Here is a 21,704-nt window from a genome sequence, read left to right as displayed (position 1 = left end):
AAGGGTGGGGGTATGACGAAGATCGCGGCGGGTGATCTGCAGCAGGCTGACCTCGTGCGGATCATCTCCGACTTGCAGGCCCGGGTAAAAGCTTTGGAGTTGCAGGCCGGGGTGCGGTCGGTGACGTTCGTGTCGGCGGCCTCCAGCACGTCGTCGACGACGCTGACGAGGATGGCGTGGACAACGTTTCCCCGCTCAGGCAGCTCGGTGACGGTGGATGTGTCGGTCACCCTGTCGGGTGCCTCCTCGTGCGAGGTGCAACTGCGGGCGGACGGTACGCAGATCGACTCTCAGACCGTGACGGCGTCGGGGGTGGTGACGGTGTCGGGGTTCCTGCCGGAGGGGTGGGCGTTCGGCGCGCGCAAGGTGGTGGACGTGCAGGCGAAAGTCGGTTCGGGGTCGGCGACGGTTGCCGTGGTAGGCGGCTGGCACCGCTGAGCGGCCTGGCCCTTACCCCCGGGTCCCGGTATAAGCCCGGGGTCAGCCAGCGCACCACTTCATGGGAGGCACCATGGCGAACATCACGATCAACTCCGGCAGCGACGACCCGGTGGCAGTCACCGTGAACTGCTGCTGCACCCCGGAGCCGACTCCGGAGCCGGAGCCGGTGCCGGGCGGTGGGCTGCGGGAGGCGGCGCTGCACGGCTTCACCGCCGCGACGGTTCTGCCGCACCTGTGCAACACCACGACCAGCCCGAGCGGGCCGGCGCTGGTCGCGGCGACCGCGATCCTCCCGGCGGGTAAGTCGATCGCGTCGGTTGGCGTCGCGGTGGCCGATCCGGCGCAGGGTGAGGCGTTCCAGCCGTCACGGGTGGCGGTCTACATCGGCAGCAGCATCGCCGAGTTGGGCGGCGCGAGCGCCGAGGTGCCGCGGCTGTTCACCGTGGCGGGGTGGCGGTGGGGCAACCTGGAGACGCCGGTCGCCGCGGCCGAGGAGGACCGGGTGGTGTGGCTGGTGGCGCAACTGCCGTACTTCTCCGTCGCGATGCCGGGCCTGCTGTGCGCGGCGCAGCTTCGCGGGCCGAACATGGTGAACAGCTCCACGTACCGCAGTGTCGTCGTGCAGGGCGCGACCGAACTGCCGGGCATCTTCGACGGTGACGCGGTGCCGTTCACGGTGCAGCAGGCCGTCCCGGCGCTGGCTGCCTCCTCCCGCGCTGTGATCCAGCCCTGAGAGTCGCCGTGGTCGGGTCTTCCCATATGGGAAGACCCGATCATGGTGTGAGGCGGTGCATGTCGCGGCGGGCCCGGTGCGGTTGGTCGTGTGTTGCGGCGGCGTAGTCGACGGCCGCGCGGATGACGCGGTCCACGCTGCGGCGGCCGGCGCGGTCGATGGCCATGCGGGCGATGACGCCGCCGGTGATCCGCGGCGCCCGGGCCGGCATGGTGGGCAGGCCGAGACGGGTGAAGTGGCCTATGACCCACAGGGTTCGGTCGGGTTTCTGGTCGGCGCCGGGGTAGAGGTCATGGGCCTGCTTACGCAGGCTGCGCAGCAGTTCGTGGACGTGGTCGAGTGCGGCGTGGCGCAGCTGCTCATACCGGGCGGCCAGGGGCTGCGGCAGGTAGAAACTCACGGGCTGGTGGACAGGCGCGTGCTTACTGGGGTGGCCCTGGCCGGCCTGCTTTTGGGCTTCGGTGGCGCGGTGGGCGTAGCGGGCGAGGTCGAGCTCGGCGGGCGGGGCGTGATCGAGGAGGTCGGCGACGGCGGCGGCGATCACGTCGGAGCAGGACGCGGCGGGCCGGTCATCGAGGCCGATCAGGCGCAGCGCCTCCGGTTTCGGCCGGATCCCGGGCAGGGGGTGTCCTCGCGGAGGCGGTTCCGCCAGGCGGCCACGGTCGCGGCCTGGGCGGCGGTGAGGCGGCCGGTGGAGTAATGAGCCAGGGGCGGCCGTGTCTCCTGGTCGGAGGTTTCCATATGGGAACTTCATCGTGGGCGACGGTGGGGCCGCAACTGGAATCGCGGGATTGAGCGACGTAAACGGCCTGGGGGCCTATCGTGCCGCCCCGACATTGCGGACAAGCCAACCGAAGGTGTGGGGGTGCGGGGTGGCTGAGGAGGCGACGGAGCAGGCGGCGATGCTGGCCGGGCAGGTGGCCGAGGTGCGGCGGATCGCCGAGGTGGGGTTCACCGACGTCCGCGGGCAACTCGCGCTGATCTTGCAGCAGGTCGTGCATGGCGAGCGGCAGCACGCCGCGTTGGCCGACACGGTGGCCGACAACTACAGGTTGCTGTCGGAGCGGTTGGACGAGCACGCCCGGAGCATCCAGGCCGCGGCGGAGGAGCGCGCCGGGGAGCGCGCGCGGATCCAGACGATGGCCGACAACGCGCGGCGGTTCGCCACGTGGGTGCCGATCGTGGTGTCCATCCTGTTCGGCGTGGCCGGGATCGCGTTGAAGACATGGGCCTGACCGCCTGACCTGGTGTGGGCGACGTTAACGCCCGGCTCGTGCAGCATGCCGGGCCGGACAGTCCACCCATGTGAAGGAGCGGAATATGGTTCACCGGATTCCGGGGATCTCTGAGGCGCTGCTGCGTGCGGGCCGGTCCCTGCTGCAGAACCTCCTGTCGGTCGCGGTCGTCGCCGGCGGCGCCGCGGTGGTGACCGCTGGGGAGGCGACGGACGCGGGCACGCTCGGCGTGGTCGGTGGGCAGGCCGCGGTCGCGGCGGTGCTCGCCTACGTCTACAACCGCATCAAGCCGGCTGGGGCTCCGGGGGTCGGGGAGGTGCGGCTTCGTGCGGGCCGGTCGCTGCTGCAGAACGTGCTGGCGGGTGCGATCGTCGCCGGCGGTGCGGCCGCGGCGGGGGCGGCGTCGGGGGATCTGAGGACGATCCTGCTGGCGGTGGGTCAGGCGGCGGCGGCCGCGGTGATCTCGGCGGTGTACAACGTGGCGCGGCCGCTCGCGCCGGCCGGTGAGGCTCCGGCTATGTGAGTCGGGGATTCCCGGCTTATGATGGCGGCGCGCTGGTCCTTCCTGGGGCAAGTGCGAGTGCGCGTCCGCCGGTCTAGAAACCGACTGGCAACCTTTCGGGGTTGACTGCTGGGCCGGGGTCCGGGCGCGCACACAACGCCTTGATACGCGTAGGGCCCTTCCCGTGCTGGGGAGGGCCCTACGCGTTTTGCTGTCTCCGGGGGTTAGAGGCCGGCGGAGACGGGGTGGGGTGGTGGGGGTGCTGCTTCGCGGGGGTCGAGGTGGCGGTGCATCCACTCGTCGAGGTGGTGCGCGGCCGCGGCCGGGTCGTCGGGGCAGGTGTCGTGGATCGCGGCGGGGCAGGTGGGGCGGAGTTGCTCCCACATGGCGCGGGGGTCGTCGGCGAGGTGGCCAGCGTTGAGGTGGCCGTACTGGCGGACGAAGGTGAAGGGGTCCATGTCGAAGACGTCGGCCAGGTCCTCGTCGGCGGTGCCGCGCATCATCTCGGTCATGACGGCGCGGGCCACGACCTTGTTCATGGTGCGCAGGGCGTCGAGCGCGTCGCGGGCCAGGCCGGCGGGGGGCCGGCGGTCGTCGTCGATGGTGGAGACGATGAGGAGTAGTCGGTCGATGGTGGCGGCGGCGGCGTTGGACAGTCCTAATCGGGCGACCTGGGTTCCGGTCATGTCGTCGGCGGAGCGCAGTGGCATGGGTGGGCTCCTGGGGCTGTGGCGGTGTGGTGGCGTGGTGGTGTGGCGTGCGGCTGGGATGGGGCCGCGCATAGGGGAAGCGTAGAGATCTTTAGCTGGATTCGTAAGTCCCTTGTGCTTCTGACTGGGTAATCGGGCATTTCGCTGAATTTGGGTTCAAAACGATCGGGTAAGCGTGTTGACCGGATTCGGTGGGGGCCGCTAAGCTGATCTCAGTAAATATCCCCTACACTTCTAGCGGTAAGGGGGGGAACGGCCTACCGTGCGCCGCGCCCCTCGACACCGGCTCGATGTACGCCATCGGCGGTGGGAGCGGTTCCCAACGCCCTGGCGTAGCCCCAGGAACGGAGAACACCATGCTCAGCACGAAGCTGCGCCCCCGGCGCCGCGGCCTCCTGCGCAAGCAGGTCCGGCAGCTCCTCAAGCCGATCGCCCCTGAGCGTGTCCTGCGCGACGGCAAGGGCCACTCCCACATCACCCAGCAGGACAACCTTGCCCACCTCAACCGGGTGTTCGGGTTCGGCAACTGGGACACCGATCTTCTTCGCCTCGAATTGGTGTTCGAGACCGAGCGGGCCGACAAGCCTGGCCGGTGGGACGTCTGCTACCGGGCGGTGGTCCGGCTCACGATCAAGGACCCGTACGGCAACGTGCTGTGCCACTACGAGAACGGCACCGCCGAGACGGCGCAGAACCAGACCCGCGGTGACGCCCACGAGCTGGCGATGAAGTCGGCCATCTCGGTCGCCACCAAGCGGGCGTCCATCCCGCTCGGTGACCAGTTCGGCCTGTCGCTCTACAACAAGGGTCAGCTTGCGCCGCTGGTGGGCGGCACGCACGTGTGGCCGGACCCGACGCCGGAGGAGATCGCCGCCCGGGAGGCCGCGCAGGCGGCCGGTGGTGCATCGGAGGAACCGGAGGACATCCAGGCGAACGTGCCTCAGCAGGTGTCCCTTGGCCACGATGAGGGCGACCGGCCGCTCGACGGCGGCGAGGGGGGAACCGATGGGGCGTGGCTGGCGCGGGTCATCCGCGAGATCAGCGCGGCCGAGACCCTGGAGAAGCTGAGCGAGATCGGCAACAACATCGACGCTGAGATCGCCGCTGGGCGGGTCAGCCAGGCCGACAACGACGCGATCGGCGGGGTGTTCATGCCGAAGCGGGAGCGGCTGCTCGCCGAGCGCGCCGCCGCCCGCCGGGCGGCTCAGCAGGCGGAGGTGGGCGCGTGAGCACCCAGCACACCACGGCGGCGGGCTCCGCGCCCGCCGCCCTGGCGGCCCCGTCCGCGCGGTCTGTCGCCACCGAGCTGGCCATGGCCCGCTACCTGGAGAAGCACAAGATCGGCGGTGTCATCAGGAACCGCATCACCACCTTGAAGACGACCACCGACGACGGGATGCCGCTGCTCGCCCCGGGCGGCACAGAGATCGCCCACATCGCGGGCCAGATCTTCGCCACCGTGACGCAGCCGAAGATCGGCTACCAGTTCCGAGTCAGCGACTCACCCGCCTTCCAGGCGTGGGTGGAGCGCAACGCGCCGACCGAGGTCACCCGCACCATCACCGTGGAGGTGACGGCGAAGGAGGCCGGCCGGGTGATGGACGCTCTCGGTGAGCTGATCGGCCCTGGCCGCGCGACGTTGGCCGTGCAGGTGCGGCCCGCGTTCGCGGACCTGCTCGCCGAGGCCGCCGCCAAGCACGGCGTGACCGTCGATCCCCGCTCGGGGGAGTTCGTGGACATCCCCGGCGTGACGATCGTGCCGACCAACCCCTCCCCCACGGTGAACTTCACCAAGGACGCCGACCAGGTGATCGAAAACGCCTACCGTGCCGGGCTGCTGCGCGGTACGGATCTGGCGTCGATGCTCGCGCTCCCGGCCGCCGAGGACGGTGAGCGGTGATGGCCATCGCGGCGGCGATCAGGACGTGGCACGACGATGCGGAGTGCCGCGGCATCGACCACTACGTGTTCGCCAACGACACCGAGCCGCTGCCGGACGGTCGGCCGCGGCCGCCGTACGACGACGAGGAAGCCAAGAGGTATTGCCGGCGGTGCCCGGTGCGTGAGCGGTGCCTGAAGGACGCGCTCGACCGCCGTGACTTCCACCTGACCCGGGGCGGCCTCAACAGCGATGAGCTGCGGGCGGAGAGCCGCCGCCGGGTGCGCCGGGCGGCGGCGGCCCGGTAGCCGACCAGCTCACCCCGGCCGGGGGTGGCGGCCGCCCGGCCGCCACCCCTGCAACCACCCTCCGCCCCTGGGGGCGCGACACGCCCGGGATGCACGAATCCACCCCGTCTGATCAGCAGTGATGCGGGTTTGATCTTCCCCGTTGGACGTAAACATTCGGATCTGTTTTGGTCCGCCCGCACCCGGCACCCTGCCGGGCGCACCGGCCCCCGCCTAGAAAGACCACCATCGTGTTCGACTTCCGGAACCGGCGCCGCACCGCTGCGGCGTCCGCCGAGCTGAACCTGGCGCCGCCCTCCACCGAGGAGCTGGACGACTGGCTGACCATGCTCGGCGTCTCTGCCCGGGAGCCGGACCCCGCGCCGGCCCGGCCCGCCCCAGGTGCGGCGGCCGCGGCGCTGACCCCCATCAACGAAAACGGCGGCCCCGGTGAGGGCCGCCGCCGCGACCGGTCGGGTGCTGCGAACACCCCCGGCCGCGCCACCTCAACAGCACTGAGGAGGCTTTCCATGAGCGTACTCAACGTCTCCACGGAGGCGAAGCCCATGACCGTGACCGGCATTGGCCAGGCTGGCGGTGCCCGGTGAGTGACACCTACTCCGATGGCGGCCGGATCGAGATCGACGGCCCGGACGGGTTCCGGATGATCCCGGACACCCTGATCTTCAACTCCGTCATCAAGGACCTCGACGTGCGCCTGTACGGCGTGCTGCTCTGGCACGGCCGCTCCGGCAACGGCATCTTCCCCGGCCGCAAGCTCCTCGCTCTGGAGCTCGGCAAGTCCAGCGTCCGCACCATCGACTCATCGTTCGACCGGCTGCAGGAGCAGGGCTACCTGACCATCACGCCGCAGTGGGACGAGACCGGCGGCCAGGACCGCAACCGCTACCGGCTGCACTTCCACCCGCTGCCGCCCGAGCAGCGGCAGCAGCGGGAGATCACCCCCGCCGTCGACACTCGCACCCTAAAGGCGCAGGTCAGCCCCCCGGTGCAAAAAATTGCACGGGGGTCTAGCAGCGCGGCGGAGCCCGGGGAGGGGGGCGCAAAAAATTGCGCCGGGGGGAGCGCAACAGATTGCACGGGCCCCGCGCAGAAATCTGCGCACCACAAGGGAAAGGAACTCAAGAGAAACGAAGGGGAAGAGAAAGAAGACCTTCCTCCCGCCGTAGGCGGGCTACAGGTAGGTGAAGGGCCGGGCCGTGCGGCCGTTCCGGCCGGAGCCGACAAGCCAGCGACGACGAACGACCCCGACCAGCCCCGCCCCTCGGTGGCCCCGGCCGCCGCCGTGTACGAGCAACTGCCCGAGGAGCTGCGCCGCCGCATCAGCCGCGGAGCGTCCGGCAAGGTGCTGGCCGTGATCCAGCGGGAGCTGGCCACCCGCAGTCCCGCCGAGCTGGTCGAGCGGATCGAACGCCGCTGGACGTGGTGGCAGCACAAGGGCGAGCGCGTCAACGACCCCGTCGCCGCCGCCATCACCGTCGTCCAGGCCCGGCACTGCGCCAACCAGCGGTGCGAGGACGGCCAGGACCTGGACACCGGCGTGGACTGCCCGGCCTGCCGCGGCGGCCGCGGCCACCGCACCGAGCAGCCCCCCACCGCCCCGGGTCCGGCGGCCGTCGCACCGGCTCCGGTGCCGGTGTCGAATCGGCCGGACTCCGTGACGGTCGCCGAAGCCCTCACCCCCGTCATCGACGACGGCCACGATGAGCCCCGCCCCCGCCCCGTGAAGGCCCCCACGGGGCGCGGAGAAGCCGCTCAGAACGCGATCAACGCCCTCCGCGCGTCCTTGGGCCCCCGGAAGCTCACAGCCCGCGAGAAGGAACTCCAGGCCGCGAAGCGGCGCTACTGCGAGCGGTGCGGCGCCGATGAGGGCAACTGGTGCGTCAACAGCGACGGCCACGAGACGCCCGGCCTGATCCACTCCGTCCGCGTCGTCAGCGTCCGCACCGCCGCCCAGGCCGACCCCGGGAAGGTCGCATGAACCCCACCACCACCGCCGCCGCCCCGCGCCCCATCGAGGGCGCGGGGGCCCCCGCCCGCATCGAACTGCTCGCGGGCACCGAAGGGCTCGCCCTGCTCGTGTGCGGCGACGACCCCGCCGATCTCCACCGCCGGGCCGTCGAGTTCGCGGCCGGCGACGACGTCACCGTGGATGACTCCCCCGCCGACGTCCGCGTGCGGTCGGTGCGCGCCCTGCCGTGGTGCGGGCCGCTGTGCCAGTGGTGCGGCGACGGCGTCCACTACGCGGCCGCCCCGGACGGCGCCGAAGGGGCGTTCCGGGCCGCGCTGATCGGCTGCCACATCTGTACCGACGCCGAGCGCGCCGCCCGCGAGGCCGCCGCCGAAGCGATCCGGTGCGAGACCAAGACCAGCATCTTCGGCGTCGACCTCGGTCAGTGCCACGCCGCCGGCGTGGCCATCATCGCGTTCACCTGCGGGCAGGGGTGCGAGCGACCCCCGCAACGGGTCTGCGCCATGCACCGAGACGGCGCCATCGAGACCACGAAGGGCACCAACGGCATCTCGGTCTGCCGCTCGTGCGAGGAGGCCGGCCGCGGCGACGTGCCGATCCGGCTCCTGTCCTGCAAGGCCCTCATCATCGAGCACCAGGAGGTCACGCGATGACGACCACCGTCCCCGAGCAGCCCGAGCAGGTGGTCGGCTACGTCGTGGTCGACGCCGACCAGGTCGGTGACCGCTCCGGGTGGATGACGCCGCGTATGCGCGCCACCCTCGAGCAGGCCGACGACGACCGGGTGTTCTGGGAGAATGCCGCCCGCAGGCCCATGCGGCTGCGGGTCGCCAAGCTCGTGCTTCTCGACGGAGGGCAGTCGTGATGTACGGCACGCTAATTGCTGAGGTCAGCCGGTACTGACTCGCCGTCTACGATCCGTGCGTGCAGGTGCATGTCATGCCATCCGTCCTCATGACGAAGCGCACCGCGCATGGTGCCTTCCAGCGGGAAGCCAAGTTTGTCCGCCACCCGGCACGAGGCGGGATTGGCGACTGAATGCTTCAGTTCCAGGCAATGAAATCCCATCTCGAAAGCCCACCGCGCCACCTGTGCACCGCCGCGGGTGGCGACACCCTGGCCGCGGGCGGCCGGCAGGCTCCAATAGGTGATCTGCGCAGCCCCTTCGAAGAGGTTGATGGCGCATAGGGAAACACGTCTGACCACGTCGGCGGCACGGGTGACAGCCCAGCAGGCGTCCTTTTCGGCCTGCCAGCGGTCGGGCCATTGACCGATCCAGGCCAGCGCCTCCTCCTGCGAGGCCTTGGTCTGCCGGTGCCAGTAGCGGATGGCAGGGTCAGTGAACGCTTGAAGTACGGCTGGGGCATCCTCGGGAAGCCAGGGCCTCAGGATCAGTTCGTCGGTACGGAGAACGGGCTGGGCGTGCCTGCTGAGATGACCGGCCGGAATGACCGGTGAGATGGAGATTGGCACCGTCTCATGGTGTCGTGATGTCGATCAAGGTGGAAGGCTCTGCTGCCGAGGGCCGGGAGCCGGTCTGCCCTAACGATGCCGTACGGCGAACAGCAGCGCACCGCCGGCGCCGCAACCTCATCCAATAGCGCAGTCGGCCAGGAATGTCACACACACGTGTAACCGCCACACCCCACCCAGGCGTCTGAAGATCACCAAGACATCGAGCCCACCCCACAGCCAACGGAGACTCCCATGCCCACCCCCCTCTCCCTCCGCCTGAGAACGGCTCTCACCGCCGGAGCACTGGTCGCCGCCATCACCTCGTGCGGCGGAGCGAGCACCGACTTGGACGCTGCCGGCGTCATCAAGGCACTCACCGATAAGGGCCTGCCGGTCTCGCTCACCGTGACCTACACAGCCAACGACGACCCGAACAAGCTCCTCGGTCGCCCCAACGGCTACACCTCCAAGGCATCGTTCACCGACCAACGGGTCGACGCCTCCAAGCTCGTCGGCGTCGACAAGGGCGACGTCCAACTCGGCGGCAGCGTCGAGGTGTTCGACGACGCCGACCAGGCGGAGCAGCGTGCCGACTACATCCAGCAGATCGGCAAGAAGATGCCCGCGCTCGGCGAGTACGACTATGTCGCGGGGCCGGTGCTGGTGCGGGTATCGAAGGAGCTGCCCCCGGACCAGGCGAAGGCGTTCGACACGGCACTGGGCGAGATCGTGGAGTGACAACCCTCTGACGCCCCTGCCCCTCGGGGTAGGGGCATCGCGCTGTCCGGCTACGGACGATCCCCAGAGAACCGCTGAACGCCGTGTCATGCTGACTTGATGACCACGGATCCCTTTGACATGGACTTCCCGATCGGCGAGCACGACCAGGCGCAGATGGACGAGCGCGACCCAAGGAGTGGTCACGAGGCCGAAGATGCCGCCGAGCAGAGTCGCGCTTCTAGGTATCTGGAGGCGCTGGGCGCCGAGGAACGCGCGCGCCGAGAGCAAATCAACTACGTCGAGCAGTACTCACTAACGCCGCGTTCGTGGGCAGAGCGGAAAGAACACCTTGCTGTCGGGGAGTGCCCCGTATGCGGCAACAGATCCCTCGTCGGGTCCCACTGCGACGACGAGCAGTATGACGAGACCATCATCGGGCACTGCATCGTCTGTAGCTACGAGCGCACCGTAGGGGTAGCAGATGTCGCGGCCAGCGACATCCAGCTCCAGCGCGCTATCGATCGAGACTAGGTCCGCTGGGAGGAACCGCGTCTCAGGCGTAACGACAGTCTCGGCCTCTTGCGCGCGGGGGGGTGTCGTGCTGTCTGTCTGCGGACGATCACCCGGGCGGGGAACATGAGCGGTATGGATCCTGACGCGCGTGCTCTCTTCTCCGTCCTCGCTCAGCTCGACTTGGACGCCGCGCGGGCACGGCTCGCCGAGGCGGCGGGTGCTCCGGTGGAGGAGATGGAGGCGATCCGGCGGGGCGAGGGGTAGCGGTACGCCGCAAGGAGCCCCCGCCCGAGCATGGGCGGGGGCTCCACGCGTTTGAGGGCGCCCTTCACAGCAACACCATCCCCAAAGTGCTCCCAAAGCGGGCGCACCCCAAGCCCCGTAAATGTGAACGCATGGGGCATATGGGGCGTCCGATACTGAGGAGGCGCCCGTGGACGTGCTCGACGAGATCGTCGGAGACGATATGCGCCTGCCTCTGCTCCTCATCGCCGCCCTCCACGATGAGGCTGAGCGGCTCATCCAAGACGGTCCCGGCTCCGGCGAGGAGGGCCGGCGCTGAGCGCTGAAGCACATCCCGAACGCCCCACAGCCCCTATAGCGACTGCATAAGGTAGCGCGGGTGATCCACGTGACGCAGAGGACCCTGGACGCGGCGGCCGCTGACGCCCGCCGCGCCGTACAGGAATTCGACGACGCTCGCACCTGGCTCGAAGAAGCCCGCACAGGGCCGATGGAGCCTCTCGCCGCCGAGGTCTGGGCCATCGATCCCACCTTCAGCCACATCCTGCTCGTCCGACACCGGTGGCGCGGCTGGGTCCCGCCCGGCGGCAAAGTCGAGCCGGACGAGACACCACGCGAAGCCGCAGCCAGGGAACTCCTGGAGGAGACGGGCGTCTCGGGGGAACTGTCGGCCGCGCCGGCAGCCGTCTTCCTACGCTCCTATCGATCAGACTGGTCACCGACGCTCGGGCTGGCGTACGCGGCGATCATCGACCGCGGACACCCCCTGTCAGAGGAAAGCCATCAGCCGGCCGCCTGGGTGCCGCTGAAGCACGATTGGCAGGGCGCGTTCCCTGAGGACCGCGACCGGATCCGTCGGTACGTGAGGCAATTTCCCTGCACACTGGTTATGACGGCTTGAGCGGTACACCACCGAACTACGCGCTGGGACGCGATCTGTGGCGGTGGCTGACAGCCAAGGTGAGCTCGGGAACGCCTGCCACCCGGGGGTGCCGCTCGGCCAGCTCCACCGCTATCTGCCGGATCGCGGGCCGGTCGCGGACCTCGCTCGGCGCATGCCGGTACGCGGCCAGCAGGGCGGATGCCGTCTGCTCTGGTTTGCCCCACTGCCACCACGCCCGCGCCAGGTCCGTGTGCAGCCGCCCCCGCCGTTCGGGCGTAGGCAATTGGCTCGGATGCAGGTCGTGGCCGGCGTGGAGTGCCGCGCCCGCGTCGCCCAACCGCCAATGCACGCTGACCGTGTACCCCGCGATGTGCGCGGAACTGAAGGCGTGGCGCTGGCCCAGGATAGCGGGCAGATGAGCCGCGGCCTGGGACGCTTCTCGAATCATCGACAGGGCCCTGTCGCGGTCGCCGAGTCGAGCGGAGTTGTAGGCGCTGGCGCATAGCATCTGCGCGTAGGTCGCGGCCTCGGCGGGCTGGGTGAGCCCGGTGGACTCCAGGAGTGCGATGGCGCGCAGTGTGACCTGGTCGGCGACCGCCTCGCGGCCCTCCTGTCGCAGCACGATGCCCAGGCACCGCGCCGAGGAGGCCATGCTGACCGGTGAGCCGGACAGTTTGGCCAGCATCGTGGCGCGGTCCGCAGTGATGCGGCTCGCCTGGTGGCCGCCGATCTTGTTGAGGGCCAGGGTCGCCAGGTCGTAGCAGGACGCCGCGAGCGTGTAGGCGTCCGGCCTGGGGTGGAGGTCGGCCGCCTCATGTGCGTTGGTCAGCAGTTCAGGTAGGTCGGCGATCAGCCGTGTGAGATCACCCATGTCGTATCGGGCCCGCGCCTGGGTGAGGCGGGCAGTGATGCGCGACAGGTCCGGAGGGGTGGGCGACGCCAGCCCCACGGCCAGGGCGTCATCCAGTTTGGCCAGCAGGTGTGCGGGGATCGCCAGCCCTACGGCGGACAGGAGGGTACGGCGATGCATCGGGTCCTCCTCGACCGGAGTGGCTGTCGAGGCCACCGTAGCCACAGGACAGACCGGGATATCAATAAGCGCGCCAAGAACGTCAGCGGGGATCTCGACCGCCCGGGTGACCCTCCGTATGGTGTCGAGGTCGATCGCGGCCGCTTGGATGCCGCTGGAGCACGATTGGCAGAGCGCGTTCCCCGAGGACCGCGACCGGATCCGTCAGTACGTGAGGCAATTTCCCTGCACACGGGCAGACAGCACACTCTGACGATCGCGCGTCGAGAGTTCAACGACCAGCACTTCACCCGGCACTCTTCCTCTCCGCCAGAGAAGCGCGGAACTCACCGACCACCGCGGCGCTGGGGTAGATGCGTTCCAGCGTTGCGCCCAGAGCCGAGCCACGGGTGACGATCGCCGCGGCGTACCGCTGGGTGGAGATCGCCGCCAGGCCGTGAGCGACAGCCTGATCGGCGTCGCCGAGCCGGGCACACGCGATGCCCAAGTCCAGCGCGGTGATCGCCCGCCGAGTCGGCGAGATCTGCGGCTCCTGCTCATACACCTCCAGCGCTTGGCTGGCGTAGGAACGAGCCTGCTCGTAACGGCCCAACCACAGATTGGAGGTCGCTGCCACCGACCAGGCCCGCACCGAGTCAGCGGCGAACAGCCCCGGCTGGTGTAGCGGATGCCGCTCCGCCTGAGCACCCAGCACCTGCAATGCGGCGCAAGCCGCATCAACGTGGCCGAGCCGAGCGTGGATGCGTGCGAGCTGCCCGACCAGACGAGTCTGCGCGGCACTTTCGGCCGGCGCGAGAGCAGCGCCGCGCCGCGCGGCGTCCAGCGCCCGCTCTGGCTGATCGTCATACAGCCACGTCGTGGCCTCTACATCCCATGTCCACGCCACCGCCTCAGCGTGGCCGGCCTCATCGGCATGGTGGCGGGCGTCGGCAGCGTAAGCCAGCGCCGCCCGGATGTCCCCGCGGTCATGCGATGTCCACGCCAAGGTCAGCGACAACCAGGCCACCGCGACGTACAGCTCTCGCCGCTGCGACAACGTCATGCGCAGCCCGAGCAGCTCGGCGATGTGGCGGCGATCCCGGTGCGCGGCCTGCCACAGCTCATCGGCGCCGTAACGGGAGTAGTTACGGCCGTAGTCGTCGATGACCTGCTTCAGGTAAGCGATGCTGCTCGACCCCAGATCGGTTTCCTCGCTCCGGCGGGTCAGCTCCCGCGCCTCGCTTTCGGCGCTGGACACCACCGGAGCCAAGAGAGCACCAGCGCCTAGTCGCAGCGCGTCGCGGCGGTTCGTACGATCACCTCCACCGTCCGGTGGGTGCGGCGTGTAGTCGACGGCGAAGCCGAGCTGCACGGGTCCGGTCTGAAACAGGCGAGCGAGACGGTCCTGGTAGTCGGCGCCGATGTGCTGGCCGTTCTCCCAGCGGCGCCATGCCCGCACCTCGACCCCACGCTCGGGCAACCCCGCAGCTTTCCCGGCCTGCAGCAGCTGGGCGACCGCCTCTGCCACCGTCCAGCCCCGCGCCAGGCGAGCGCTCTTGAGAAGACCATGTCCGCAGCAGGCCGCGATCTGCCGGGCGAGGTCATGCAGCACCGCAAGCGGCAGCACGCCGCCGTGGACGGCCACCGCGCGGGCGCGGATCTCTCCCGCGCAGCGCGCATCGTGAGTCGGCATGGGGGATCTCCGCGAAGGCATGCATCAACGGTCGCACCCCACCTTCCTTCAGCCGGCCGGATCCGACAAGGGGCCCGCCGTGCCCTCTGGTCGGACCGTAGATGCCCCCTATGAGGGCGTCAATCGCCACTGGTGACACCCCCTGCTTACGGCGGACAGTCAAGTCCCTACCTCCCGCGGAACCCCGGCGGACCACTCAAGGAAGGCAGCCGCCAGATGACATCTCTCCTCGGCAGGAGTGCCACACGAAGCGGAACCCGAGCCGAAAGGTGCGTTACGCGATGGCGCTGAGCTTCGACCCTCGCTGGCTATCTCGGTACTCGACGCAAGACCTGGCCGAGGACCCGCAGTCCCCTTGCGTCTTCTGCGCCATCGTCAACGGGGAGGTCGAAGGCCACGTCATCGCCGAGACGCCGGACACCTTGTGCTTCTTGGACCACCTACCGGCCACATACGGACACACGCTGGTCATCCCCAAGCAGCACTGCCAGGACCTGTTCGACATCTCGGACGAGTCCTTCCAGGCGGTCATGGCGACCGCGAAGCAGGTGGCGAACGCCCTGCGCGTGTCCTGCTCGGCGGCCGGCGTCAACCTCGTCCACGCCAGCGGCCTGGCCGCCCACCAGACCGTTTTCCACTTCCACATGCATGTCGTGCCGCGCTACGACGGCGATTCGATCGTCGTTTTCCCCCGGCTAGCCGACCCCGCCCGGAAGGACGAGGTAGCGCAACGGCTGCGCGCGGCACTCCGTGAGGAGCTCCCACCCACCGGAACGGCAGAAAGCAGCGCACCGTGACTTCACAGGTTCTCACCCAGTTCACCGAGCAGGGATTCGTACTCATCAAGGAGGCCGTGCCCGACGCCATCGTCAAAACGCTGGACAACGCCGTCCAGCAGCTCACCAACGAGCGGGCCCTAACGCACAGCTCGTTCAACACGAACCGCGCCCTGACGCAGGTCCGCAACGCCGCGAACGTCATCCCCGAGTACCAACTGCTTTTCGGGTGCCGCGACCTGATGTCCGTCCCGTACGGCATTCTCAACGGGTCGCTCCAGGTGTTGGGCAGCGAAGCGCTGCGCCGGGAGGTCTACCAGCAGGCCCACGAGCCGTGGCACCGCGACTCCGGGGCCTTCCTGGAACGTCCGTACGACGAGGTGAACGGGCCGCTGCACCTCAAGGCGCAGGTCTTCTTCACCGACACGCGGCCGGACAACAGCGGCAACCTCGTGCTCATCCCCGGCTCCCACCGCTGGCCCGTGAACCACAAGAGCGACACCTACTGGCAGGCGGCGAACGACGCTCTCGCCCGGGGCGACGTCCCGGAGGGCGGCCTGATCGTTCGCGCCGAACCCGGCGACGCGGTCGTCTTCGGCAACACCATGTGGCACGCCGTCCTGCCCAACCTGACCCAGGAGCGGCGTAGCGCCATCATCCGCTTCGGGCAGGCATGGCTGCGCCCGTACGACCACCCCTGCGACCTGGCCACGGCAGCCGACCACCTCTTCCCCGAAAGCCGGCTGCTGCTGGGCTACCACCCGAACGACGTCAACCCGGTGGACCTCTACAAGGAGACCACGACGACGCAGAGCTGGGATGCGCGATGACCGACTCCATGCCGACCGTCACGGTGCTCGGCGCGACCCGCAACTTCTTCAAGGTGGGCCACTACACCCTGCGGCGTCTCGCTGCTGACGCGCCGGAGCTGACGTTGCGTCTGGCGATTCCCGAGGCTCAAACCGCCGGCCGCGCCGTCCACGACATCGACGTGCAGCTCCGCGACTGGGAGCCGAACCGCTCCGGGTCGTTGGCTGAGGCGTTGTCCGGCACCGACACCATGCTGATGGTGCCTCCCATCGACCGCCGTGTCGAGATCGGCTACATGTACCTGCGGGCGGCTCAGGAGGCCGGTGTCAAGCGCATCGTGTGCCTGGGCATCCAGTTCACCGCGGGGCAGTGCGCCATGGCCGACGAGGTCGCAGCGCTCGACGTCCTGCTGTGTGAGTCCGGGATCGAATACGACCTCGTCCCGCTGCCCATGTTCCTGGAGAACATCCTCTACCAGTGCAAATCCATCGCCGAAAACGGGTCGTTCGCCTTTCCCGTCGAGGCCGACCGCCCGTTTTCGTACATCACCTGCGATGACGCCGCCGAGCTGTTCTGCCGCAAGATCCTCTCCCCCGAGTCCATCGACCTGAGCGACGCGTTGATGAGCCACCACGCGCAGGCGACCTGCGCTGAATGGGCCTCGGCCATCCACGCGGCGACCGGGCGACCGATCACGTTCCAGCGCCAGGACGACGAGCACTTCATCGCGAGCCTCGGCAAGTACGGAATGCGCCGACCCGCAGCCGAACAGGTGCTCGGCCTATGGGAGCGGATCGGCACCGAAGGGGACGCCGCGCCGACCCGCGTCGCTGAGCAGCTCCTAGGCCGCCCCACCACCGACCTGGCGGCCTGGACGCAGACCCACGCCTGCTGCTTCGGCCTCGGCTTCGAGTCCTGCCCTCACCCGCACCCGCCCACACAGCACATGTTTGGACCCGCATGACTCTCACAAACTGGAGTGGCAACGTCGCCATCGCCGGCCAGGGCCAGTGGACGAGAATCACCTCCCTGGAGCAACTGGCGTCGATGCTGACGCACGGGGACGCCAAGGTGCGCGTCCTAGGGTCGAGATTCACCTACCCCACGCAGCTCCACTGCCCGGACCGCACCCACGGCATCGTCCTCGACCTCCCCGGCCGCGGAGTGTGCGACCTGCGCGGTGAACACCTGCGCGTCACCGGCGACACCCTGCTCGACGACGTGTGGAAGACGTTCGACCGCCACGGCCTCGAACCCGCCGCCTGCCCGCCCGTGATCACCGCTCAGACCGTAGCCGGTGCCCTCGCCACGGGCACCCACGCGCAAGGCATGTACGGCGGCACTCTCTCCGACTGCGTGTCGGCCATCGACCTCATGGACGGCACCGGCGTCCTGCACCGGCTCACCCCGGCCGACGACGACTTCGAGTCCGCGATCCTCAACCTCGGGTGCCTCGGCGTGGTCGTCGGCCTGGAGCTTCGCGGCCGCCTCGCCGCCCAGATGCGTTGTAGCCGCATCACCGTCCCCGCCGACAGCCTGCCCGAGCTCTACCCGGTCTGGAACATCGCCTCCACAGCCGCCAAGTGCTGGTGGTTCACCGAGCATGAGGTCGCACACGCCTGGATCACCCACGACGGTGACAGCCCGCCCCGCGACGGGCACACCGCCGACCTGAACGACGTCGTGGCCCGCACCCGCCGTCACCTCATGGCCGACATCGGCGACGGCCAGGGCCGCACACCCGCCACCCGGACCCTGGAGAAGTTCCTCTGCGCGGCCGACGCCAAGGGGACGCTCTACGAGATATTCAAGAACGGCATCCCGGCGCCTCAGCTGAACATGGAGATCGCCGTCCCCCTGGACGTCTTCGGCGAAGCGTTCGCCTCCCTCAAGGAGCTTCTGAGCGCCTCGTCCTACAAGCTGCACTACCCCGTCATCCTGCGGACCACCGGGCCGGCGCGCGGACACCTGAGCCCCACCAGCGCGGCACCCAGCACCTACTTCGGCTTCGTGTCGTACATGAACGCCGAAGGCCGGATCACCGCCGCCCGCCCGCTGTTCGACGACATCCAACGCCTGCTGTACGGCCTCGGCGGCCGGCCGCACTGGGGCAAATACTTCACTCCGGAGCTGGTGCGCGCCGCTGGCACCGGCGGATTCCCGCAGTTCCGCCGAGCCGTAGGCAGATTCGACCCGCGCGGACGCTTCGAGAACGACACCTTCTACCGCACGCTGGGGCTTCCCACCGCATGTGAGCTGGAGCCTCATCCTTGTCAGTGACAGCCGCCACAATGATCAGCATGACGGAGAACTCGACGGCGCCGGTCGCTGTCCTGGCTGATGAAGACGCCTATCTGGAGGCGGTCGCGCAGGCACGTACCGCTGCCGAGGCGTACTACGGGTCCGGCGAGCCCAGCATGGACGATGAGACCTACGACCGGCTGCTACGCGTGATCACCGCCTGGGAGGGTGAGCACCCCGACCTCGTCGCGGCGGACTCACCCTCCCAGCAGATCGCAGCCGGGGTGACCACTGGCGACGTCGAGCACCCGGTGCGGATGCTGAGCCTGGGCAACGTCTTCTCGGACCAGGAGCTGAGGGCCTGGGCGGCGTCGCTGGAACGCCGCCTGGGCGGGCGCGCGGTGACCGCCTGGGCCGTCGAGCCCAAGTTCGACGGTGTGGCCCTGGCCGCCCGCTACCGCAACGGCCGACTGGTGCAGCTCGTCACCCGGGGAGACGGGACGACCGGCGAGGACGTGTCTCACGCGATCGGGCACATCATCGGCCTGCCCGCGACCCTGACCGAGCCGATCACGGTCGAGGTCCGGGGCGAGGTCCTGATGACGGAGGCTCAGTTCGCCGCGGCCAACGAGCTGCGGGCCGCGCACGGGGCGGCGGTGTTCGCCAACCGCCGCAACGCCTCCTCTGGGTCGCTGCGGGCCAAGGACCGCGCCTACCACATCGAGCAGACGTTCCTGGCCTACGCCGCCCTGACCGGGCCTGAGCACACCAGCGACCCCATCCTGAAGGATCTGTCCCACACCCAGCTCATCGCGCGCCTGGCCGGCCTCGGGCTGGGCACGACCATCGGCACGCCGGTCGCCACCTACTCCTGCACCAACCTGGAGCAGGCCATAGCCCGGGTGCAGGAGATCAATGTCCTGCGCCCGGATCTGGATTTCGAGCTCGACGGCGCCGTCATCAAGGCCGACGAGCCCGCCGACCAGGCCCAGGCCGGCATCGGGTCACGCACCCCGCACTGGGCCACCGCGTTCAAGTTCCCCGCCGCGCAGAAGATCACCGTGCTGCGCGAGGTGGAATGGGGCGTCGGCCGGACCGGCGTCATCGCTCCCCGCGCCGTCCTCGAACCGGTCAACGTCGCAGGCACGACCATCACCTACGCCACCCTGCACAACCCCGCCGACATCACCCGGCGGGGCCTGATGCTCGGCGATCACGTCATCGTCTACCGCGCCGGCGAGGTCATCCCCCGCGTCGAGGGTGCCGTGGCCACCCTGCGCACCGGCGATGAGCAGCCCATCGTCTTCCCCGAGGTCTGCCCGCGCTGCGGGGCCGAGATCGACCGCACCCAAGAACGCTGGCGCTGCGTGCGGGGCCGCGCCTGCGGCCAGGTCGAAGCCATCCGTTACGCGGTCGCCCGCGACGCCCTGGACATCGATGGCCTCGGCGAGAAGATCATCGTGCAGTTGGTGAACAAGGGCCTGATCGAGGATTTCGCCGACCTGTTCGCCCTCACCCGTGACCAACTGCTGAGCTTGGAGCGCATGGGCACGAAAAGCGCCGACAACCTCCTAGCCTCCATTGACGCGGCCCGGAGCAAGCCGCTGAACCGGGTCTTCTGCGCCCTCGGGATCCTGGGCACTGGACGCTCCATGTCGCTGCGCATCGCCACGCACTTCGGCTCGATGCAGGCGGTGCGGGACGCTGACGCCGTGGCGCTGGAGCAGGTCGAGGGAATCGGCGGGGAAAAGGCTCCGGTCATCGTGGCAGAACTGGCCGACCTCGCCCCGGTGATCGACAAGCTCGTGGCCGCAGGAGTGAACATGACCCAGCCCGGCGTCTCACCTGCTGGTGTGCCGGGCGGGGAAGCAGAGTCCGGAGGAGCAGGGGAGGCGCTGCCGTTGGCCGGGATGACGGTGGTGGTGACCGGGGCGATGAGCGGACCCCTGTCGGAGTACTCACGCACCGAGATGAACGAGCTGATCGCTCAGGCGGGGGGCCGCGCGTCTTCCAGCGTCTCCGCGCGTACCCATCTGGTCGTCGCAGGTGAGAACGCAGGCAGCAAGCTCGACAAGGCCCGGACCCTGGGCATCGAGACCATCACGCCCGTTGAGCTCGCCGATCGCCTCGCCACCTACCTCACCTGACCTGACTAAGGCGCCACCGCGGCATGCGGAAGCCTGATTTTCGCGAAGCGTCGCAGGTGGTGCTGCTAGCGTGGCGGCCTTCCCACCCGTCACACCCGGGACCATCATGCAGCCTCTTCCCAGTACGCATTCTCCGTCGCTGGAGGCGCTCCAGCGGTATGTCGCGGAGATGGAGAAAGAACGCGGTTTCTCCGACAGCACGATCATCGAGCAGTGCCTGAAACTCAGCGAGGAAACCGGGGAGGTGTGCAAGGCGGTACGCAAGCACACCGCCTTGTCGATCGACCCCACCAGCTCGACGGGAAGCGTCGGCGCCGAGCTCGCCGATGTCCTCATCTACGTCGCGGCGATCGCCAACCGCGCGGGAGTCGACCTGTCCGATGCGTTGCGAGCCAAGGAACAGGTCAACGAGATGCGCGTCTGGACATGACGGCGCAGCCTGCACGGGTCCGTGGCGTCCTCATCACGCCGACCGCCCATCTGCTGACCATCAAACGCGTCCGCGCCGGCATGGCGCCGTACTGGGTGCTGCCCGGCGGCGGCGTCGAGGACGGCGACGCGAGCCTGGAGGCGGCGCTGCACCGCGAGATCCACGAGGAACTGGCCGGTGAGGCCACCATCCACTCTCTGATCCACATCGCCGAGGGGGACGACCGCCAACACGTCTTCCTGGCCCGCCTCCACTCCTGGGATCCGGCCCGTCGCAGCGGTCCGGAGTTCACCGACCCGGCGCGCGGCGAATACATCATCGAGGAGGTACCGCTCACCGCGGCGGGCCTCGCCAGGATCAACCTTGTACCCGTCTCCATCGCTCAACTGCTGGCCGAGCACGCTGGCGAGCTGTTCCAGTTCCCTGATCTGCGAGCCGTACGGCAACCAGCCTGACCCCAGACAGCGGAAACGGGCCTGTCCTCTGCAGAGGACAGGCCCGTTCTGTTGCATGTGTCTTCTATTTCGGGGAGGCCAGGGCTGATCCCGCCGAACCGCCTGACAGCCTGGGACGCCAACCTCCCCTGGCTCGCGGCCAACCAGCCCCGCCCGTTGGTCGTCTCACATGCGACGCATCCGCTCCACCCCGGGAGTCTTCGTGCTCAGACGTCTGCTCGTGTCCGCCGCCCTGGCCGGGTCGGTCCTAGTCGTCCCGGCCGCGGCACTGCCCGCCTCCGCCACCGCGGCCCAAGCGCCGGCCGCCGCTGCCAGCCTCAGCGCGTGCACCTACCGGCGCGACGGCAACGTGTGGCGGTGCATCACGCCCGGCGCCTTCTGCCCGTCTGCCGCCCGCAACCGGTACGGCTACGCCAAGGTCACCAACCGCCGCTACAAGTGCCTGAAAGTCAGCGGCGACACCCGGTGGCGGTGGAAGCGCGCCTGACCTCTGACAGCATGAGAGCGGCCCCGCCCTCCGTAGAGGACGGGGCCGTTCTGTGCCACCAG

At 69.3% G+C, this 21,704-nt stretch carries 30 protein-coding genes; 25 read left to right on the top strand and 5 right to left on the bottom strand.

Translation table 11 applies throughout. The features are described from left to right. Window positions 1-12 precede the first annotated feature (12 nt). The gene (locus tag HDA43_RS33665) at window positions 13-438 is read left to right on the top strand and encodes a hypothetical protein (RefSeq protein WP_179829031.1); all 426 of its coding nucleotides are present in this window, start codon (window positions 13-15) and stop codon (window positions 436-438) included. A gap of 73 nt (window positions 439-511) precedes the next feature. Then, complete coding sequence (locus HDA43_RS33660) at window positions 512-1,174, top strand: hypothetical protein (protein WP_179829029.1); 663 nt, start codon at window positions 512-514, stop codon at window positions 1,172-1,174. 40 nt (window positions 1,175-1,214) lie between these two features. On the opposite strand, the gene HDA43_RS33655 is transcribed toward HDA43_RS33660, so the two are convergent. Next, a complete protein-coding gene (locus HDA43_RS33655) occupies window positions 1,215-1,574 on the bottom strand; it encodes a hypothetical protein (protein WP_179829027.1) in 360 nt (119 codons plus the stop codon). 18 nt (window positions 1,575-1,592) lie between these two features. On the opposite strand from HDA43_RS33655, the gene HDA43_RS33650 reads away from it, so the two are divergent. The 3 genes from HDA43_RS33650 to HDA43_RS33640 all read left to right on the top strand — a co-directional run bounded on the left by HDA43_RS33650 (window position 1,593) and on the right by HDA43_RS33640 (window position 2,932). Further along, complete coding sequence (locus tag HDA43_RS33650; protein ID WP_179829025.1) at window positions 1,593-1,874, top strand: hypothetical protein; 282 nt, start codon at window positions 1,593-1,595, stop codon at window positions 1,872-1,874. Window positions 1,875-2,046: 172 nt separating this feature from the next. Then, complete coding sequence (locus tag HDA43_RS33645) at window positions 2,047-2,409, top strand: hypothetical protein (protein WP_179829023.1); 363 nt, start codon at window positions 2,047-2,049, stop codon at window positions 2,407-2,409. Between the two features lie 85 nt (window positions 2,410-2,494). Beyond that, window positions 2,495-2,932 carry a hypothetical protein gene (locus tag HDA43_RS33640; protein ID WP_179829021.1) on the top strand — a complete coding sequence of 146 codons (438 nt, stop codon included), beginning with the start codon at window positions 2,495-2,497 and terminating at the stop codon, window positions 2,930-2,932. Window positions 2,933-3,135: 203 nt separating this feature from the next. Here HDA43_RS33640 and HDA43_RS33635 read toward each other — a convergent pair whose 3' ends face one another. After that, the gene (locus HDA43_RS33635) at window positions 3,136-3,621 is read right to left on the bottom strand and encodes a hypothetical protein (RefSeq protein ID WP_179829019.1); all 486 of its coding nucleotides are present in this window, start codon (window positions 3,619-3,621) and stop codon (window positions 3,136-3,138) included. Between the two features lie 356 nt (window positions 3,622-3,977). Between HDA43_RS33635 and HDA43_RS33630 the strand changes: the two genes are divergently transcribed. The 7 genes from HDA43_RS33630 (at window position 3,978) to HDA43_RS33600 (ending at window position 8,645) form a co-directional block, all read left to right on the top strand. Then, complete coding sequence (locus tag HDA43_RS33630) at window positions 3,978-4,850, top strand: Rad52/Rad22 family DNA repair protein (RefSeq protein ID WP_179829017.1); 873 nt, start codon at window positions 3,978-3,980, stop codon at window positions 4,848-4,850. Continuing rightward, window positions 4,847-5,521, top strand: coding sequence for a hypothetical protein (locus HDA43_RS33625; RefSeq protein WP_179829015.1), 675 nt, complete (start codon window positions 4,847-4,849; stop codon window positions 5,519-5,521). The genes HDA43_RS33630 and HDA43_RS33625 overlap by 4 nt, the downstream gene beginning before the upstream one ends. After that, complete coding sequence (locus HDA43_RS33620) at window positions 5,521-5,808, top strand: WhiB family transcriptional regulator (protein WP_179829013.1); 288 nt, start codon at window positions 5,521-5,523, stop codon at window positions 5,806-5,808. The genes HDA43_RS33625 and HDA43_RS33620 overlap by 1 nt, the downstream gene beginning before the upstream one ends. Before the next feature lie 230 nt (window positions 5,809-6,038). After that, a complete protein-coding gene (locus HDA43_RS33615; protein ID WP_179829011.1) occupies window positions 6,039-6,395 on the top strand; it encodes a hypothetical protein in 357 nt (118 codons plus the stop codon). Further along, window positions 6,392-7,789 carry a helix-turn-helix domain-containing protein gene (locus tag HDA43_RS33610; RefSeq protein ID WP_179829009.1) on the top strand — a complete coding sequence of 466 codons (1,398 nt, stop codon included), beginning with the start codon at window positions 6,392-6,394 and terminating at the stop codon, window positions 7,787-7,789. Before HDA43_RS33615 ends, HDA43_RS33610 begins: the two co-directional genes overlap by 4 nt. After that, window positions 7,786-8,433 (top strand): hypothetical protein, encoded by a 648-nt coding sequence (locus tag HDA43_RS33605; RefSeq protein ID WP_179829006.1) that lies wholly within the window; start codon window positions 7,786-7,788, stop codon window positions 8,431-8,433. The genes HDA43_RS33610 and HDA43_RS33605 overlap by 4 nt, the downstream gene beginning before the upstream one ends. Further along, on the top strand, window positions 8,430-8,645 hold the full coding sequence (locus tag HDA43_RS33600; RefSeq protein ID WP_179829005.1) for a hypothetical protein: 216 nt from the start codon (window positions 8,430-8,432) through the stop codon (window positions 8,643-8,645). The genes HDA43_RS33605 and HDA43_RS33600 overlap by 4 nt, the downstream gene beginning before the upstream one ends. An 11-nt stretch (window positions 8,646-8,656) precedes the next feature. Here HDA43_RS33600 and HDA43_RS33595 read toward each other — a convergent pair whose 3' ends face one another. Beyond that, window positions 8,657-9,253: a GNAT family N-acetyltransferase gene (locus HDA43_RS33595; RefSeq protein WP_179829003.1), complete on the bottom strand. Its 597-nt coding sequence runs from the start codon at window positions 9,251-9,253 to the stop codon at window positions 8,657-8,659. A gap of 234 nt (window positions 9,254-9,487) precedes the next feature. Here HDA43_RS33595 and HDA43_RS33590 point away from each other — a divergent pair, with 234 nt between their 5' ends. From HDA43_RS33590 to HDA43_RS33580, 5 genes are all read left to right on the top strand, one after another. After that, window positions 9,488-9,973, top strand: coding sequence for a phospholipase D-like domain-containing protein (locus HDA43_RS33590; protein ID WP_179829001.1), 486 nt, complete (start codon window positions 9,488-9,490; stop codon window positions 9,971-9,973). 99 nt (window positions 9,974-10,072) lie between these two features. Beyond that, window positions 10,073-10,486, top strand: a complete 414-nt coding sequence (locus tag HDA43_RS33585; protein WP_179829000.1) for a hypothetical protein — start codon at window positions 10,073-10,075, stop codon at window positions 10,484-10,486. Window positions 10,487-10,600: 114 nt separating this feature from the next. Next, window positions 10,601-10,732: a hypothetical protein gene (locus HDA43_RS36205; RefSeq protein ID WP_281395817.1), complete on the top strand. Its 132-nt coding sequence runs from the start codon at window positions 10,601-10,603 to the stop codon at window positions 10,730-10,732. A 169-nt stretch (window positions 10,733-10,901) separates the two neighbouring features. Continuing rightward, complete coding sequence (locus tag HDA43_RS36200) at window positions 10,902-11,030, top strand: hypothetical protein (protein WP_281395816.1); 129 nt, start codon at window positions 10,902-10,904, stop codon at window positions 11,028-11,030. Between the two features lie 60 nt (window positions 11,031-11,090). Next, entirely contained in the window at window positions 11,091-11,612 is a 522-nt protein-coding gene (locus tag HDA43_RS33580; RefSeq protein WP_312873676.1) for an NUDIX hydrolase, read from the top strand. A gap of 16 nt (window positions 11,613-11,628) precedes the next feature. Here the strand turns inward: HDA43_RS33580 and HDA43_RS33575 are convergent, their stop codons facing one another. Next, entirely contained in the window at window positions 11,629-12,624 is a 996-nt protein-coding gene (locus HDA43_RS33575; protein WP_179828998.1) for a transcriptional regulator, read from the bottom strand. A gap of 286 nt (window positions 12,625-12,910) precedes the next feature. Then, window positions 12,911-14,296 (bottom strand): tetratricopeptide repeat protein, encoded by a 1,386-nt coding sequence (locus HDA43_RS33570; RefSeq protein WP_179828996.1) that lies wholly within the window; start codon window positions 14,294-14,296, stop codon window positions 12,911-12,913. Between the two features lie 281 nt (window positions 14,297-14,577). Between HDA43_RS33570 and HDA43_RS33565 the strand changes: the two genes are divergently transcribed. The 8 genes from HDA43_RS33565 (at window position 14,578) to HDA43_RS33530 (ending at window position 21,642) form a co-directional block, all read left to right on the top strand. Further along, window positions 14,578-15,093 (top strand): HIT family protein, encoded by a 516-nt coding sequence (locus tag HDA43_RS33565; RefSeq protein ID WP_179828993.1) that lies wholly within the window; start codon window positions 14,578-14,580, stop codon window positions 15,091-15,093. Then, window positions 15,090-15,902: a phytanoyl-CoA dioxygenase family protein gene (locus HDA43_RS33560; protein WP_179828991.1), complete on the top strand. Its 813-nt coding sequence runs from the start codon at window positions 15,090-15,092 to the stop codon at window positions 15,900-15,902. Before HDA43_RS33565 ends, HDA43_RS33560 begins: the two co-directional genes overlap by 4 nt. Continuing rightward, window positions 15,899-16,846, top strand: a complete 948-nt coding sequence (locus HDA43_RS33555; protein WP_179828989.1) for a Rossmann-fold NAD(P)-binding domain-containing protein — start codon at window positions 15,899-15,901, stop codon at window positions 16,844-16,846. The genes HDA43_RS33560 and HDA43_RS33555 overlap by 4 nt, the downstream gene beginning before the upstream one ends. Beyond that, window positions 16,843-18,162: a D-arabinono-1,4-lactone oxidase gene (locus HDA43_RS33550; RefSeq protein WP_179828987.1), complete on the top strand. Its 1,320-nt coding sequence runs from the start codon at window positions 16,843-16,845 to the stop codon at window positions 18,160-18,162. Before HDA43_RS33555 ends, HDA43_RS33550 begins: the two co-directional genes overlap by 4 nt. A gap of 20 nt (window positions 18,163-18,182) precedes the next feature. Next, a complete protein-coding gene (gene ligA / locus HDA43_RS33545) occupies window positions 18,183-20,270 on the top strand; it encodes an NAD-dependent DNA ligase LigA (RefSeq protein WP_179828985.1) in 2,088 nt (695 codons plus the stop codon). Between the two features lie 169 nt (window positions 20,271-20,439). Then, window positions 20,440-20,700, top strand: coding sequence for a MazG nucleotide pyrophosphohydrolase domain-containing protein (locus HDA43_RS33540; protein ID WP_218912944.1), 261 nt, complete (start codon window positions 20,440-20,442; stop codon window positions 20,698-20,700). Beyond that, on the top strand, window positions 20,697-21,155 hold the full coding sequence (locus HDA43_RS33535) for an NUDIX hydrolase (RefSeq protein WP_179828981.1): 459 nt from the start codon (window positions 20,697-20,699) through the stop codon (window positions 21,153-21,155). The genes HDA43_RS33540 and HDA43_RS33535 overlap by 4 nt, the downstream gene beginning before the upstream one ends. A gap of 202 nt (window positions 21,156-21,357) precedes the next feature. Then, window positions 21,358-21,642, top strand: coding sequence for a hypothetical protein (locus HDA43_RS33530; protein ID WP_179828979.1), 285 nt, complete (start codon window positions 21,358-21,360; stop codon window positions 21,640-21,642). The last annotated feature ends 62 nt before the right edge of the window (window positions 21,643-21,704 follow it).

The sequence above is a fragment of the Streptosporangium sandarakinum genome (genome assembly GCF_013409935.1).
Taxonomy (GTDB): Bacteria; Actinomycetota; Actinomycetes; order Streptosporangiales; family Streptosporangiaceae; genus Streptosporangium; species Streptosporangium nondiastaticum.
The sequence above is the reverse complement of the archived record's forward strand: the minus strand, read 5'-3'. Positions and strand labels throughout refer to the sequence as shown.